The organism is Micromonospora sp. NPDC049114, assembly GCF_040648635.1.
Classification (GTDB): Bacteria; Actinomycetota; Actinomycetes; order Mycobacteriales; family Micromonosporaceae; genus Micromonospora.
Window position 1 is genome coordinate 78,146 of the sequence record NZ_JBEZEA010000007.1, and the last position, 14,534, is coordinate 92,679.

Genomic DNA, 14,534 nt, shown 5'->3' on the forward strand with positions numbered 1-14,534 from the left:
CCGCCGCGACCGCTAGCGTGAAGCCGATGGACCTCCCGACGGGGCAGCCCCAGCCGATGAACCGCCACTGGCGGTACATCGGCTGGCTGCTGGCCGCCGTATGGCTGTTCTTCCTCAATGTGCCGATCTCCACCGCGCTGCAGCAGCCCGAGCCGTGGCGGCGGATCGTCGGGGTGACCGCCCTGGTCGTCTTCGGCCTGGGCTATGTGCTGCTGTTCCAGTGGGCCCGCCGGCTGCGCCAGCTGCTGCTGCCGATCCCGGCGGGGCGGGCACGGGTGGGCCTGCTGGTGCTGCTCGCGGTGGGCCTGGCCAGCATCCCGGGCACCGACGGCGACTGGCTGGCGACCCTGGTCTACGTGGCCGCGGCCGGGGTGTTCCTGCTGCCGCCGTGGGAGGCGGCGGCCACCGTGGCGCTCTGCGCCGTGACTCCCGCGCTGGCGTCCTGGCTGGTGCCGGGCTGGGAGGCGGAGAACGGCATCGTCTTCGCGGTGCTGCTCGCCTCGTTCGCCATGTTCGGCGTGTCCCGGCTGGCCCAGCGCAACAGCGAGTTGCAGGCCGCGCAGCAGGAGATCGGCCGGCTCGCGGTCGCCGAGGAGCGGGCCCGCGCCGCGCGCGACCTGCACGACATTCTCGGGCACTCGCTGACCGTGGTGGCGATCAAGGCCGAGCTGGCCGGGCGGCTGATCGACGTCGACACCGTCCGGGCGGCCGCCGAGATCGCCGAGGTGGAGAAGCTGGCGCGGGCGGCGCTGGCCGATGTGCGGCAGACCGTCGGGGCGTACCGCGAGGTCACCCTCGCCGGTGAGCTGGCCGGCGCGCGGTCCGCCCTCGCCGCGGCGGGCATCGCGGCGCAGGTGCCGGCCGAGGTGCCGGAGCTGCCGTCCGAGTGGGACCGGTTGTTCGGGTGGACGGTGCGTGAAGGGGTGACCAATGTGGTCCGGCACAGCGGGGCGCGGTGCTGCACGATCCAGGTGCGCCCGGACGGGGTCGAGGTCGGCGACGACGGCCGGGGGCCGGCCACTCCCGATGCCACCGGATACGGGCTGGTCGGCCTGCGGGAGCGGGCCCGCCGGTTGGATGCCGTGGTGACGGTGGGTCGGCGGCGGGACGGCACCGGCTTCCTGCTGCGGGTGCACGCCCCGGCGGAGGCCCGGTGAGCGGCTCATCGACGCCGATCCGGCTGCTGCTCGCCGACGACCAGGCGCTGGTGCGGGGCGCGCTGGCCGCGCTGCTGTCGCTGGAGCCGGACCTGACCGTGGTGGCCGAGGTGGGCCGGGGCGACGAGGTGGTGCCCGCGGCCCTTAAGCACCCGCCCGACGTGGCCCTGCTGGACGTGGAGATGCCCGGCCTGGACGGGATCGCCGCCACCGCCGCGTTGCGGGTGGCGCTGCCGGCCTGCCGGGTGCTGGTGGTGACCACGTTCGGTCGGCCCGGCTACCTGCGTCGCGCCATGGAGGCCGGCGCGAACGGCTTCGTGGTCAAGGACACTCCGGCCCGGCAGCTCGCCGACGCGGTCCGTCGGGTGCACGCGGGCCTGCGGGTGGTCGACCCGACGCTGGCGGCGGAGACCCTGGCCACCGGGGCGAGCCCGCTGACCGAGCGGGAGACCGAGGTGCTGCGGGCGGCCCGCGCCGGTGGCACGGTCGCCGAGCTGGCGAAGGCGCTGCACCTGTCCGAGGGGACGGTGCGCAACCACCTGTCCGCGGCGATCGGCAAGACCGGCGCCCGCAACCGGGCTGCGGCCGTGCGCATCGCCGAGCAGAACGGCTGGCTGCTCGGCGACTGAGCGGCCCCGCTCAGGCGGTCGACGGTGGGGTGGCGAGCTGGTCGACCACCACCAGGCTGGTGCCGGGTCGGACCTCGGCGAGCAGTTTCCGCTGGCCGCTGGGGGTGACCCGGATGCAGCCATTGGTCGTGTTCTCGCCCAGTTCGTCGTCGTTGTGCCAGGTGTGCAGGCCGATGTGCGCGCCGCGCAGTCCGGTGGGCACCGCCTCCGGGTCGTCGGGGACCGAGCCGAGGGCGTAGATGTCCACTCCGCCGTACACCTCCTCGGGCGGTGGGGTGCGGCCCAGGATGAAGGTCCGCCCGAGGGGGGTCTCCTGCCCGGACTGGCCGAGGCTCGTCTCCCAGGAGCGCATCGCCTTGCCGGCCCGGTACCAGGTGAGCCGGTGCACCTTGCGCTCCACCACGATCTGGTCGCGCAGCGCCACGGTGTCGAACCCGCCCGGCGCCAGCCAGGCCAGGCGCCGGTTGGCCGAGGGCAGCAGGACGGCCGTCCAGCCAACCCGCCGTTCGGCGATCGGCACGGTCAGCTCGACACCGGCGAGCGCCGGTTCGAAGAAGGCCAGCGGCCGTCCGCCGGGCGCGTCGTACGCGGCGATCCGCCGGGTCGGGTGCACGCCCTCGGTCAGGGGCGTGACGTCCATCGTGGCCGGGTCGGCGGGAAAACCCTTGGGCGCGGGGTCGTAGTCGAGCACCGGCAGACCGTCCGGTGCGGGCGCGGCCGGCGGGACCGACTCCTGCGGGCGCTGCTCGACGCTGCTCGGCGTCGGGTCGGCTGCCGCCACGTTCCGACTGTCGGGGGCCGTCGAGCGGGGGGTGAGAGCCTGGCCGACCAGCAGCGCGGCGGCCAGCAGCACGGGTACGGCGATGCCGGCGGCGATCCAGCCGGCCCGGCGGCGGTACGGGGACATTCGGTCAAACGGCACCAAAACACTTTATGGCGGTGGACGGTCCGGGGCCCCCGGTTCGGCGATACCCGCCGGCCGGAGGCCCCGGGGTCGGTCAGACCCGCGCGCCGATGTGGATGGCCACCGCGTCGTGCGCCGGCACGTTCGCGGCGAACCAGCCGTTACCGTCCACGGTGATCACCGGTCCGCTGCACGTGCCGCCCGCGTACGTGCCGTGGATGACGTCGCAGTACCGGCCGGCGGGCAGCCCGGTGTAGTACGAGCGACCGTTCACGGCGGCGTCCTCGTCGTTGAGGGTGACGAAGCCCTTGCCGCTGCGGCTGAACGCGATGTGGTTGTTGCCGTTGTCGTACCAGTTGGCCACGCCCGTGCCCTCGGTGGCGTTGCGGAAGCCGACCATGTTGGCGATCACCGGCCAGCGATGCTCGCACTCCCAGCCGGAGTAGCAGGCGGTGTTCAGCGTCTTGTTGTTGCCGTCCGAGGGCGGGCCGGCTTCGCGGTTGCTGAAGGTGTAGCTGGACATGACGGTCGGCGAGCCGTACGGCCAGGCCAGCATGAAGGCGTTGGCGAGGGCGTAGATCCCCCGGTCGCGGTAGGTCAGCACCCCGCTGCTGTCCCGCTGGGTGTCGTGGTTGTCCACGAACACCGCGGCCGACCCGGTGGGCAGGTGCCCCCAGCCCTCACCGAAGTTCTTCAGGTAGGCGAGCCGCTCGGAGCGGAAGACCCGGGCCAGGTCCTTGCCGTAGCGGAACTCGTGCACGTCACCGTTGCCGGTGTACTCGGTCGGCTGGACCGGCTCGCCGGCGCCGTAGATGACCTCCTGCACGAGGTACGCCGAGCGGGACAGCTTGGCCTTGATCGCGGCGATGTCGGCGGCCGGCATGTGCTTGCTGGCGTCCAGCCGGAAACCGTCGACGCCGAGCGAGAGCAGGTCGTTGAGGTACGACGCGATCTTCGTCCGGACGTAGTCCGACTCGGTCCTGAGGTCCGACAGGTTGACCAGCTCGCAGTTCTGCACCTCGTACCTGTCGTTGTAGTTGGCGATGTCGTCGCCGCCGTTGCGCCCGCAGTGGTGGAAGTCCTGGGTCTGGTAGATGCCCGGGTAGTCGTAGTGCGAGTACGACGAGCCGGCCCAGCCGGTGCCGCCGTTGTCCTGACCGGACATGTGGTTGATGACGGCGTCGACGAGCACCTTCACGCCTGCCGCGTGACAGGTGTTGACCATCGACTGGAACTGGGCCCGGGTGCCCTTGCGGGACTCGATCCGGTAGCTGACCGGCTGGTACGCCAGCCACCACTGGTTGCCCCGCACGTGCTCCTGCGGGGGCGAGACCTGGACGTAGCCGTAGCCCTTCGGGCCGAGCGTGCTCTGGCACTCGCTGGCCACCGACGGCCAGTTCCACTCGAAGAGCTGGACGATGACCTTCTTGGCGCCGGACGGGCTGGCGGCGGCCGGGGGTGCCGTCGCGGTGAGGGGGACGAGCAGGCTGGCGACCAGGCCGAGGGCGAGGATCGCCGAGCCGCGTCGACGTCGGTGCATCGGGACTCCTGACGGGAGCGGGGGTGGGGGTGGTGGTGCGGCGGCGGAATTGCATCGGTTGCTCGAATCTTGCAACCCATGCTGAAATTTGCCGAAAGGTTACAAGCGTGTTGCAACGACTGTCAATGCATGGACGGTGATCACTGTCCATGGTGGCCGCTACACGCGTCCCGGCGTCGGTCGGTTCGATCCGGCCCAGAAATTTCCGTCCCCGGGTGATCCGCTCGCCCCGCCGGTCCGTACTGGATGGGGGAGCAGGGGTCGGCCGGTGGTACGCCGCCGCGAGACGATCGAGGAGCAGATGGCCCGGGCAAAGCAGAACCAGAAGGCCACCGAGGTCCGGACCAGCACCAGCAGTCGGGGGGTGCGGACCCGGTCGCGCTCGGCGACGACGTTGCTGATCGCGTCCGTGCTGGCCGCGCTCTGGGCGGCGACAATGCTGACCGGCGCCGGTCAGACGGCGTACGCGTACGGCTTCTTCTTCACCGAGTTCTTCGCCGGGGTGATCTCCCTGGTGTCGTTGAGTCTCACCGTGATGCTGGGCCTGCTCGCCACCGACCGGCTGGTGCTGGGCATCTCGCACCGGGTGCTGATGCAGTCGGCGCACCGCGCCACAGGCGTCCTGGGCGTGGCCGGACTGTTCTTCCACGTCCTCACCAAGATCGCTACCGGTCGCGCGGCGGCGACCGACTCGCTGGTGCCGTTCGTCGGTGGCCGCGGCCTCTACGTCGGCCTCGGCACGGTGGCCGCTCTGCTCATGGTCAGCGTGATCTGGACTGGCATCATCCGGGCCCGCTTCGCCGGCGTCGGTCCGAAGTGGCTCTGGCGGGCCCTGCACTCCGCCGCGTACCTCGCCTGGCCCTTCGCGATCCTGCACGGCCTCAACGCCGGTCGGGCCGCGGCGTCCTGGGTGGTGCTCAGCTACCTCGCCTGCGTCCTGCTTGTCGTGTTTGCGCTGCTGGTCCGGCTCTCGGTCACCATCGGCCGGCGCAGCCGCGAGCAGCACCAGGCCGCCGTGCGCAACGCGGTGCTGGCCGGGCGGGGCACCGAGGAGAGCCGCGGGCGCTCGCTGCTGGCCGGCCTGAGCCGCCGCCGGGACACGAGCGAGGACAAGCGCCCGGCCTGGGCGGAGGCCACCACCGCCACCTGGACGGCCCCGGCCGGCCCCCGGCGGCGCGACCCCGAGCGGTTCACCGTTCCGGTGGTGCCCGAGCCCGGCTCGCTCGTCGAGCCGACCCGGCCCAGTCGACGACGGCGGGACGAGGCGCCGGCGGCTCGGCAGGACGCCGACCGACCGACGCGTGGACGGCGCGACGAGGCGGAGACCACGACCCGCCGGTCGAGCCGGCGCAGTGTCGAGGAGACCGGCACCCGTCTCCGCGACGAGGAGGAGTTGGAGCCGGTGACCCGGCGGCGCGCGTCGCGCAGCCGGGACCGGGACGAGGAGGCCGCCCCGACCCGACGCCGTCGCGCCGAGGAGCCGGCCGCCGAGCGCGGCAGCCGCCGGTCCCGCTCCGAGGACGAGGGCACCCGGTACTCCGCGCCGCCCCGCCGGGTGGTCGAGGAGCCGGAGGAGCCGTGGGACAGCCCGCGCCGCTGGCAGGCTGCCGAGCCGATCTCCGCCGGCCCGGTCTCCGCCGAGCCGATCTCGGCCGGCCCGATCTCGGCGGCGCCGCGCAGCGGCAGCGGCCGGCACAGCGTCGACGATGACCTGCCCGAGGAGCCGGACTACTGGCGCCCGCCGGCGCGGTACGTGCCCGAGGAAGTGCCGCCGCCCGTCGACGACACCCCCACCCTCGTCGACCTGGCGTCGCGGAGGGCCCGACGGGCCTCCGGCGAGGGCCGGTCCGCCAAGCGCCGCAAGGCCAGCGCGGACGCCGTGGACGGGGCGTACTGGGCCGGGCTGCGGGGTGAGGCGAAGTGATGCGGACGACGGTGCCGCCGGTGGCCTGCGTCGGTGAGCCTCGGCTGACCGCCGGCTTCGCCGAGTTCGGCCGGCTCGACCTGGCCGCGCACGAGGAGGTGCACGGGCCGATCGGTCCGATGGAGCCGGCGCAGTTGCTCCGGCTCGTCGAGGGCATGCAGCTCAAGGGCAAGGGCGGGGCGGGTTTCCCGTTCGCCCGCAAGCTGCGCGCCGTGCTGGAGTCCTGCGAGCGGCAGGACCTCGCCGCGGTGGTGGTCGTCAACGCCACCGAGGGCGAGCCGGCCAGCTGGAAGGACAAGGTGCTGCTCACCCGCGCTCCGCACCTGATCCTCGACGGCGCGGCGCTGGCCGCGTACGCGCTGGACGCCGAGGAGATCGTCATCGGCGTCGCCGACGACGGTGTCGGCCGGGACTCGCTGATGGAGGCTCTCGCGGAGCGCCGGATGCCGGTGCCGACAACAATCGTCACCGTGCCGCACCGGTTCATCTCCGGCGAGGGCGGTGCTCTGGTCAACGGCATCAACGGGCTGCCGCACATCCCTCCGGGCACCAAGAAGCGCTCCAGCGACTCGGGCGTCGGCGGTCTGCCCACTCTGCTGTCCAACGCCGAGACGTACGCCCAGCTCGCCGTCGGCGCGCGACTCGGCCCGTACGAGTACGCGGCGCTCGGCACCGACGACGAGCCGGGCACCGTGCTGCTCACGGTGACCGGCGCGGCGGGCCGGCCGGCGGTGGTGGAGTGCACGGCGGGCATGCCGCTGCGCGACGTTCTCGACCTGTGCGAGGTCCCGGACGTCCAGGGCATCCTGATGGGCGGCTACCACGGCAAGTGGATCACCCCGGAGGCCGCGGAGAAGGCCGAGGTCTCCCGCAAGGGCCTGGCCGCGGTGGGCGGCACCCTCGGCGCCGGCATCATCGTCCCGATCGGTGTGGACACCTGTCCGCTCGGCGAGGCCGCCCAGGTGGTGCGCTACCTGGCCGGGGAGTCCGCCGGCCAGTGCGGCCCGTGCAAGATGGGCCTGCCGGACCTGGCCCGCGCTGTCGACCTGGCCGTGGCGGGCAGCCAACCGGCCGACGTGGTGCGGGCCGCCGCCGGCGAGGTCAAGGGCCGCGGCGCGTGCAGCCACCCGGACGGCACGGCGCGGTTCGCCCTCTCCGCGATCGAGGTCTTCGCCGAGGACCTGCGGCTGCACAGCACCGGCGACGGCTGCGGCCGGCGGGTCAAGGGCGTCATGGGGCTGCCCGGCGCACCCGACCCCAACCCGCAGAAGCTCACCCTGGACTGGTCCCGCTGCGACGGGCACGGCCTCTGCGCGCACGTGGTGCCGGACTTCATCCGGCTGGACGGCAACGGCTATCCGGCGTTCCCGACCACACCCGTGCCGACCTGGCTGCGCGAGGGCGCCCTGAAGGCCGTCAAGGTCTGCCCGGAACTCGCCCTGCGTCTCGCGAAGGCCGAGTAGGAAAGGGCACTGACCACCACACCTGTCGAACGGAGCTGCGGATGCGCAAGCCGATCGGGTGGACAGCGGCGGCGTACCCGCCCCGCGCCGCCATCGTGGGGGCGCTCGTCGCCGCCCTGCTCGCCACGGCGTCCTGCACCGGCACGGTGCCGCCCGACGCCACCGCCGCCGGGACCCCGCCGACCCCGGCCAGCTCCGCGGCCACCCCGGCTGCCCCCGCGACCGGCGCACCGTCGGCCGCGCCGGCCCCGGTCCCGGACATCCTGCGCTTCACCGGCACCACCCTCACCGGCAGCGCGTTCGACGCGACGCGACTGGCCGGCCGGCCGGTGGTGCTCTGGTTCTGGGCGCCGTGGTGCGCCACCTGCGCCAGCCAGGCGTGGACGGTGGCCGAGATCGCGCCCCGCTACCGCGACACCGTGCCGATCGTCGGTGTCGCCGGGCTCGGCGAGCAGCGGGACATGAAGAACTTCGTCAGCGAGTTCGACCTCGGCGACATGCCGCAGATCGACGACCGCAAGGGCGTGCTCTGGAAGCGGTTCACGGTGACCGAGCAGAGCATCTTCGTGATCATCGACCGGGACGGCACCGTCGTCCATCAGGGCTTCCTGGACGGTGAGGCGCTCAGCGCCCGCGTCGCCGCCCTGGCCGGGGCGTGACCGCCCCGCTGCTGCTCGCGCTGACCGCCGGCATGCTCGGCGCGGTCAACCCGTGCGGCTTCGCGCTGCTGCCCGCGTACCTCTCGCTGTTGGTCGCCGGAGCGTCGGACGCCCGCGGCGCGGTCGGCCGCGCGCTCACCGCGGCGGCCGGGCTCACCCTGGGGTACGTGGTGGTCTTCGGCGCCTTCGGCCTGGCGCTCGCGCCGCTGGCCGGCTGGCTGCGTCCCCGGCTGCCGTGGCTGACCGTGGCGCTCGGGCTGCTGCTGGTGGTGGCCGGCTGTTGGCTGCTCGCCGGTCGGCGGCTGCCCGCGCCGGGGTGGTCCGCGCGGGCGCCCCGGCTGACGAGGTCCTGGCCGTCGATGGCGCTGTTCGGCGCGGCGTACGCGCTGGCGTCGTTGGGCTGCGCCATCGCACCGTTCCTGGCCATCGTGGTGACCAGCCTCCAGGCCGGCTCGACCGGCCGCGGGCTGGCGCTGTTCGGCGCGTACGCCCTCGGGATGGGTCTGGTGGTCGCTGTCGCCGCGCTCGGCGTGGCGCTGCTGCGCGATTCGCTGGTGGCCCGGTTGCGGGTCGCCGGCGCGCTGGTGCCCCGGCTCAGCGGCCTGGTGCTGCTGCTCGCGGGTGGGTACGTCGCCTGGTACGGCTGGTACGAGCTACGGCTGGCCGCCGGCCGCCGGGAAGCTCTCGAAGATCCGATCATCCGCGCGGCCTCGCAGGTGCAGCACGCCCTGGCCGAAACCGTCGACACGGTAGGCCCGGCGGTGCTCCTGACGACCCTGGCGGCGCTGCTGACCCTGGCAGCCCTGACCCGCCGCCGCCCTGTTGATCATGAAGTTATTGCCCCGACACGCCGTGGTGAGGGGCAATAACTTCATGATCGACGCAGGGTTCAGCGGGGGGTCAGGCGGTCTGTTCCCAGGCGGTCCTGGAGGACCTCGGGGATCAGGACGCTGCCGTCGGGCTGCTGGTTCTGCTCCAGGATGGCCGGGAAGAGCCGGCTGGTGGCCAGCGCGGAGCCGTTGAGGGTGTGCACGAAGCGGGTCTGCTTGGCGCCCGGCTCGCGGTAGCGGATGGCCGCCCGGCGGGCCTGGTAGTCGCCGGCCCAGGAGACCGACGACACCTCCTTGTACTTGCCCGTGCTCGGCATCCACACCTCGATGTCGAGGGTCTTCTTCATCGAGGCGCTCGCGTCGCCCGCCGAGAGCAGCGTCCGCTGGTAGTGCAGACCCAGCCCCTCGACCAGGCTCTCGGCGTGGGCGAGCATCTCCTCCAGTGCCGCGTCCGCCTGCTCGGGCAGGGTGAACTGGAAGATCTCCACCTTGTTGAACTGGTGCCCGCGCACCGTGCCGCGCTCGTCCGAGTGCGACCCGGCCGACTCGCGCCGGTAGCAGGGCGTGTACGCGAACGCCTTCAACGGCAGCTTCGTGGTCTCCAGGATCTCGTCCTGGTACGCGCCCAGGATCGCCGTCTCCGACGTGGGCAGCAGGAACTGCCCGCGCGGCGCGGAGTCGGAGTCCAGGTGGTAGACGTCGTCGTAGAACTTGGGGAACTGGCCGGCGGCGAAACCGGCCGAGTCGAGCAGCAGGTGCGGCGGGAGCAGGAACTCGTACCCGGCCTTGATGTGCTGGTCGACGAAGTAGTTGAGCAGCGCCCACTCCAGCCGCGCGCCGACCCCCGTGTAGATCCAGAAGCCGGAGCCGCCGAGCTTGACGCCGCGCTCGTAGTCGACCAGACCCAGCGCGCGGGACAGCTCCACGTGGTCGCGGACCTTCTCGATCGCCGGTGGCTCGCCGAAGGTCTTGACGACCCGGTTCGCCTCCTTGCCGCCGGGCAGGACGTCGTCGCTGGGCAGGTTCGGCAGCTCGCTCATCGCGTCGCGCAGCCGGGCCTGCACCTCGTCCAACTGGGACTCCAGCTCGGCGAGCTGCTTACGCTCCGCGTCGGGGGCGGTGACCTGCGGCTCGTTGCCGGCGCGCTTCGCCTGCGCGTACGCCCGGGCCTCCGCCTTGCGGCGCTGCCGGTCGGCATCGATCTCCGTGATCAGGGAACGCCGTTCCTGGTCGAGCCGCTGAATCTCGTCCAGGGCCCGATCGACCTCGGCGGGATCCAGACGCTTCGCCAGCGCGGTCGCCACCGCCTCGCGATCCTTCCGGATCAACTCCATGTCGAGCATGCTGCTCCGTACGCCTCCGTCCGGGGTTCACTGGTGAACCATCAGATGCTACCGTCGCGCACGTTTCCACCCGACTACGGGGAGCGCGACGGGTTTTACAGCCGGATCGGCATCAGCACGGAGAAGGTGTCCTCGTCGTTCGGCCGGCGCAGGGCCAGCGGGGCGATCGGCCCGTCCAGCTCCAGCACCAGCTGGGGGCCGCCGGCCGCGTCCAGCGCGTCGAGCAGATACCCGCCGTTGACCCCGAACCGCAGCCCGCGCATGGGATCGGGCGTCGGGTCGGCCGTGGACAGCTCGGCCGGGTGCAGCAGGCGCAGGCCGCCGTGGTCGTCGAGACCGAGGACGGAGACCGCCAGCGGCGTGCCGGCGTACTCGCGGGCCAGCGTGGGGGCGGCCGGGTCGCGCAGCGCCGCGCGCAGCGCCACCACGTCCACCGGGATGCGGTACGCGGCCGGCCGGGCGCCGACCGCCTCGCGCAGCAGCCGACGGTAGTCCGGGAAGTCGTACGGCAGGGCGGTGCCCGTCAGCGTCCGACCGGCCACCGTCACCGCCAGGTCGACGCCGGCCACTGTCAGCCGCACCGGCCGGGCGTCGGCGGGGTCGAGCAGCCGGCGTAGCCGGTCGACGAGGTCCACCGGCACGAGCACCCGCGCGGACGGCCCGTCGACGGCCGCGCCGGCCCGGGCCAGCGCGAGCCGGTGCCGATCGGTGGCGACCAGCCGCACACCGTCCGGCTCGACGTCGAGCAGCACGCCGGACAGCGCCGGCAGCTCCGCGTCCACGCCGACGGCGAAGCGCACCGCGTCGAGCGCGGCGGCCAGCTCGGCGGGGGAGAGCAGCAGCGTGGTCACCGTCGTGGGCGTCGGGTCGACCAGGGCCCGGAGCCGGACGATCTCGCGGCGGGCGTCGGCCAGCCCGTCGGCCAGCCGGCGCAGGTGCGCGTCGAGCAGCCGGTGCACCTCGGCCGGCTCGGCGCGGACGGCGGCGGCGATCTCGGGCACCGGCATGCCGACCCGGCGCAGCCCCGCGACCAGCCGGGCCGGGCCGATCTGCTCGTCGGTGTACCAGCGGTAGCCGGTCACCGGATCGACCAGGGCCGGCGCCAGCACACCCGCCGAGTCGTAGAAGCGCAGCGCGCTGACGGTCAGGCCGCTGGCCCGGGCCAACTCGCCGATGCTGTGCAGGTCGCTCACCACGTCGGGCATCCTGCCCCCTCGACCTGGTCGAGGGTCAAGCGGCCGGGCGTGCCCGGGTCGTCTCGTCCTGCTCGATCACCCGGAAGGTGAGCCCGGCCCGGACCAGCCGGGCCAGCAGCGCGTCACCCATCGCCGCGACCGGGGTGAGCTGGCCGGCGGTCGGCGGCAGGTCGTCGAACGCCAGGCACAGCGCCGACTCGGCGAGCATCTTCGCCGTCTCGTCGTAGCCCGGGTCGCCCCCCGCGACCTCGGTGACCACGCGCCTGCCGCCGCCGGTGCCGACGAACCGGACCCGGAACCAGGACGATGCCCGCTGCTGCGGGGTCGGGCCCTGCCCGGAGGCGAGCCGCCCGAGCAGCCAACGCCGGGTGGGCGGCACCTTCACCAGGCCGACAACCGCGCCGAGCCCCACCGCGCTGACCAGCACGGTCGGCAGTCGCTTCACGGCGGCGAAGTGCCGGTAGCGAAAGTCCGGGCCGTACTCCGGGCGGCTCGCGGCCGACCGGCGGATCACCTGCGGGTCGATGGTGGGCAGCGGCACGGTCCAGATGCCCAGCTCCGTCGAGCGGGCCAGCCGGCCCGGCACCGCCCGGACCCGGCGGTCGACCGGGCGCGGCTCGACCGCACGGCGGGCCCGGGCGGCCCGGCTGGCCTCCCCGGTCCGGGCGAACGCGGTGAGGGCGGAATGGTACGTCCCGGCGGAGAACCGGCCACCGGCGCGGACGTAGCCGTCCACGGTGATCGGGACGTCGGCGGGCAGCTGCTTGACGGTGAACCAGACGCCCAGGTCGTGCGGGATGGAGTCGAACCCGCAGGCGTGCACCAACCGGGCGCCGCTGGCGGTCGCCTCGGCGTGGTGGCGGACGTACATCAGGTCGACGAACTCCGACTCCCCGGTGATGTCCAGGTAGTCGGTGCCGGCCCGGGCGCAGGCCGCGACAAGTGGCTGCCCGTGGTGGACGTACGGGCCGACGGTGCTGGCGACCACGCGGGCGCTCTCCGCAACGGCCCGCAGCGAACCGGCGTCGGTCACGTCGGCGGTGAGCAGCGGCAGGTCGGCCAGGGCGGGGTCGATCGCGGCGAGCCGGTCGCGCACGGCGGCGAGGCGATCGGCGTTGCGCCCGGCCAGCGCCCACCGCAACCCGGGCGGCGCGTGCCGGGCAAGATACTCGGCCGTCAGCCCTCCGGTGAAGCCGGTCGCCCCGAACAGCACCACGTCGTACGCCCGCTCCCCAGCCATCCCCCGAGTCTGCCACCCGCCATCGCCCAGCGCCGATCGGCAGGCGCGGTCACGGCGTGAACACGGCCCGGACGCAGCCGTCGGCGCGGTCGGCGAACAGCGCGTACCCGCGGGGGCCGTCCTCGAGCGGCAGCCGGTGGGTGGCCAGGTGCTCGGTGCGCAGCTCGTCGCGGGCCATCCGGTGCAGCAGCATCGGCACGTCGCGCAGGTCCGGCCGGCGCGATCCCCGCAGGGTGAGCCGCTTGTCGGTCACCGCGCCCAGCGCGAACGCGTCCACGTGCCCCTGGGCCCCGCCGAGCACCACCACCACGCCGTCCTTGCGGCAGGCGTGCACCGCCTCGCGCACCGCGTCCGGGCGGTCGACGTCCCGGCCGGTCAACCGATCGGCGACCGACCTGGTCGGCGGTACGCCCACCGCGACCACGCACACGTCCGGGCCGCGTCCACCGCTGCGCTCCCGCAGCTCCGCCGCGACGTCGGTGCTGCGGTAGTCCAGCGTCTCCGCCCCGGCGTGCCGCTCGGCCATCCGCAGCCGGTCGGCGTGCCTGTCGACGACGAGCACCCGGGCAGCGCCGCGCAGGGTCGCGGCGCGAGCGGTCAACTGACCCACCGCCCCGGCGCCCCACACCGCCACCACGTCGCCGGGTCGCACCTCGCCCAGCTCGGCCGCCAGCCAGCCGGTGGGCGCCGCGTCGGCGGCGAACAGCGCCCGGTCGTCGCCGACCGCGTCCGGCACCCGGAACGCGCCCACGTCGGCGTACGGCACCCGGACGTACTCGGCGTGGCCGCCCGCGAAGCCACCCGCCGCGCGGGGCCGGCCGAAACAGCCGGCGTCCGAACGCCCCAGGCCCGGATCGACGCTCGCCACGTCGGTGCCGCCGTTGTCGCAGCAGGAGTGCCGTCCCCGCCGGCAGTACCAGCAACCGCCGCACGCGACACTCGCGCCGACCACCACCCGGTCGCCGACCCGGTGTCGCCGGACCGCCGGACCGGTCTCGACGACCTCGCCCAGGAACTCCGTCCCCAGCACGTCACCGGCGCGCAGCAGCGGGTCCCGGCCGGCCAGGAGCGGCAGGTCGACGCCGCTGGTGGCGCTGCGGCGGACGCGGACGATGACGTCCCGCTCGTTGCGCAGCTCCGGGTCGGGCACCTCGCGTACCGCCAGCTCGTCGGCGGCCACCCAGCACAGCGCCCTCACCCGCGGGCCGCCCCGCGGTCCAGTGCCGAGCGGTCCGCGCGCAGCACTTCGCCGGCCTCCACGCGCTGCTTGACCTGCCGCAGGGTCCGGCGGACCAGCAGTCGCGGGTCGTCGCCGACCAGATGCGCGGCCAGACCGGTCGCCGCGACGGCCCCGGCCAGCGGGCGGGCGGCCAACTCGGTGCCCCGGTCACCGGGCGCCGGCCGTACCCGCACCTCGACCGCGTCGTCCAGGTCGCGCAACGGCTCCGGCCACCGGCCGCCGGGAAGGACCTGGTCCGGGGGTCGGTCCACCGTCACGACCTCCCACCCGGTGGCCGCGCTCCGGAAGCGGTCCGCGCCGGGCCGGCCACGCCGCAGCGGTACGCGCACCAGCCGCGCCGCCCCGGCCCACGCGCCGGCGCCGAGGGCGGATCTCGCCCGCGCCAGCCGTCTGATCGGTCCCATCCGTC

General features: G+C 74.2%; 13 protein-coding genes. 6 read left to right on the forward strand and 7 right to left on the reverse strand.

The genetic code is table 11. The features are described from left to right. Window positions 1-26: 26 nt before the first annotated feature. On the forward strand, window positions 27-1,157 hold the full coding sequence (locus AB0B39_RS20760) for a histidine kinase (RefSeq protein ID WP_357575107.1): 1,131 nt from the start codon (window positions 27-29) through the stop codon (window positions 1,155-1,157). Continuing rightward, window positions 1,154-1,786 carry a response regulator transcription factor gene (locus AB0B39_RS20765; RefSeq protein ID WP_357575108.1) on the forward strand — a complete coding sequence of 211 codons (633 nt, stop codon included), beginning with the start codon at window positions 1,154-1,156 and terminating at the stop codon, window positions 1,784-1,786. The genes AB0B39_RS20760 and AB0B39_RS20765 overlap by 4 nt, the downstream gene beginning before the upstream one ends. 10 nt (window positions 1,787-1,796) lie before the next feature. On the opposite strand, the gene AB0B39_RS20770 is transcribed toward AB0B39_RS20765, so the two are convergent. Beyond that, entirely contained in the window at window positions 1,797-2,708 is a 912-nt protein-coding gene (locus AB0B39_RS20770) for a L,D-transpeptidase family protein (protein WP_357575109.1), read from the reverse strand. 76 nt (window positions 2,709-2,784) lie between these two features. Continuing rightward, a complete protein-coding gene (locus AB0B39_RS20775) occupies window positions 2,785-4,230 on the reverse strand; it encodes an alpha-amylase family protein (RefSeq protein WP_357575110.1) in 1,446 nt (481 codons plus the stop codon). Window positions 4,231-4,498: 268 nt separating this feature from the next. Here AB0B39_RS20775 and AB0B39_RS20780 point away from each other — a divergent pair, with 268 nt between their 5' ends. From AB0B39_RS20780 to AB0B39_RS20795, 4 genes are read left to right on the forward strand one after another with little or no spacing between them, the layout of a single operon-like run. Continuing rightward, window positions 4,499-6,154, forward strand: a complete 1,656-nt coding sequence (locus AB0B39_RS20780) for a hypothetical protein (protein ID WP_357575111.1) — start codon at window positions 4,499-4,501, stop codon at window positions 6,152-6,154. After that, the gene (locus AB0B39_RS20785) at window positions 6,154-7,617 is read left to right on the forward strand and encodes an NADH-quinone oxidoreductase subunit NuoF family protein (protein WP_234584438.1); all 1,464 of its coding nucleotides are present in this window, start codon (window positions 6,154-6,156) and stop codon (window positions 7,615-7,617) included. The genes AB0B39_RS20780 and AB0B39_RS20785 overlap by 1 nt, the downstream gene beginning before the upstream one ends. Before the next feature lie 41 nt (window positions 7,618-7,658). Beyond that, the gene (locus AB0B39_RS20790) at window positions 7,659-8,276 is read left to right on the forward strand and encodes a thioredoxin-like domain-containing protein (RefSeq protein WP_357575112.1); all 618 of its coding nucleotides are present in this window, start codon (window positions 7,659-7,661) and stop codon (window positions 8,274-8,276) included. After that, window positions 8,273-9,145: a cytochrome c biogenesis CcdA family protein gene (locus AB0B39_RS20795; RefSeq protein WP_357575113.1), complete on the forward strand. Its 873-nt coding sequence runs from the start codon at window positions 8,273-8,275 to the stop codon at window positions 9,143-9,145. The genes AB0B39_RS20790 and AB0B39_RS20795 overlap by 4 nt, the downstream gene beginning before the upstream one ends. Window positions 9,146-9,165: 20 nt before the next feature. On the opposite strand, the gene serS is transcribed toward AB0B39_RS20795, so the two are convergent. The 5 genes from serS to AB0B39_RS20820 form a co-directional block, all read right to left on the reverse strand. Then, on the reverse strand, window positions 9,166-10,449 hold the full coding sequence (gene serS / locus AB0B39_RS20800) for a serine--tRNA ligase (RefSeq protein WP_357575114.1): 1,284 nt from the start codon (window positions 10,447-10,449) through the stop codon (window positions 9,166-9,168). A 95-nt stretch (window positions 10,450-10,544) separates the two neighbouring features. Beyond that, window positions 10,545-11,654, reverse strand: coding sequence for a MerR family transcriptional regulator (locus AB0B39_RS20805; RefSeq protein ID WP_357575115.1), 1,110 nt, complete (start codon window positions 11,652-11,654; stop codon window positions 10,545-10,547). A gap of 25 nt (window positions 11,655-11,679) precedes the next feature. Next, entirely contained in the window at window positions 11,680-12,885 is a 1,206-nt protein-coding gene (locus tag AB0B39_RS20810; protein WP_357575116.1) for a saccharopine dehydrogenase NADP-binding domain-containing protein, read from the reverse strand. A gap of 49 nt (window positions 12,886-12,934) precedes the next feature. Continuing rightward, on the reverse strand, window positions 12,935-14,083 hold the full coding sequence (locus AB0B39_RS20815) for an alcohol dehydrogenase catalytic domain-containing protein (protein ID WP_357575117.1): 1,149 nt from the start codon (window positions 14,081-14,083) through the stop codon (window positions 12,935-12,937). Next, window positions 14,080-14,529, reverse strand: coding sequence for a hypothetical protein (locus tag AB0B39_RS20820; RefSeq protein WP_357575118.1), 450 nt, complete (start codon window positions 14,527-14,529; stop codon window positions 14,080-14,082). Before AB0B39_RS20820 ends, AB0B39_RS20815 begins: the two co-directional genes overlap by 4 nt. Between the last annotated feature and the right edge of the window lie 5 nt (window positions 14,530-14,534).

Excerpts from the sequence above, each read along its gene's own strand:
- AB0B39_RS20760 (WP_357575107.1), top strand. The coding sequence starts at position 27 with ATGGACCTCCCGACGGGGCAGCCCCAGCCGATGAACCGCCACTGGCGG.
- AB0B39_RS20775 (WP_357575110.1), bottom strand. The coding sequence starts at position 4,230 with ATGCACCGACGTCGACGCGGCTCGGCGATCCTCGCCCTCGGCCTGGTC.
- AB0B39_RS20785 (WP_234584438.1), top strand. The coding sequence starts at position 6,154 with ATGCGGACGACGGTGCCGCCGGTGGCCTGCGTCGGTGAGCCTCGGCTG.
- AB0B39_RS20790 (WP_357575112.1), top strand. The coding sequence starts at position 7,659 with ATGCGCAAGCCGATCGGGTGGACAGCGGCGGCGTACCCGCCCCGCGCC.
- serS (WP_357575114.1), bottom strand. The coding sequence starts at position 10,449 with ATGCTCGACATGGAGTTGATCCGGAAGGATCGCGAGGCGGTGGCGACC.
- AB0B39_RS20805 (WP_357575115.1), bottom strand. The coding sequence starts at position 11,654 with ATGCCCGACGTGGTGAGCGACCTGCACAGCATCGGCGAGTTGGCCCGG.
- AB0B39_RS20810 (WP_357575116.1), bottom strand. The coding sequence starts at position 12,885 with ATGGCTGGGGAGCGGGCGTACGACGTGGTGCTGTTCGGGGCGACCGGC.
- AB0B39_RS20820 (WP_357575118.1), bottom strand. The coding sequence starts at position 14,529 with ATGGGACCGATCAGACGGCTGGCGCGGGCGAGATCCGCCCTCGGCGCC.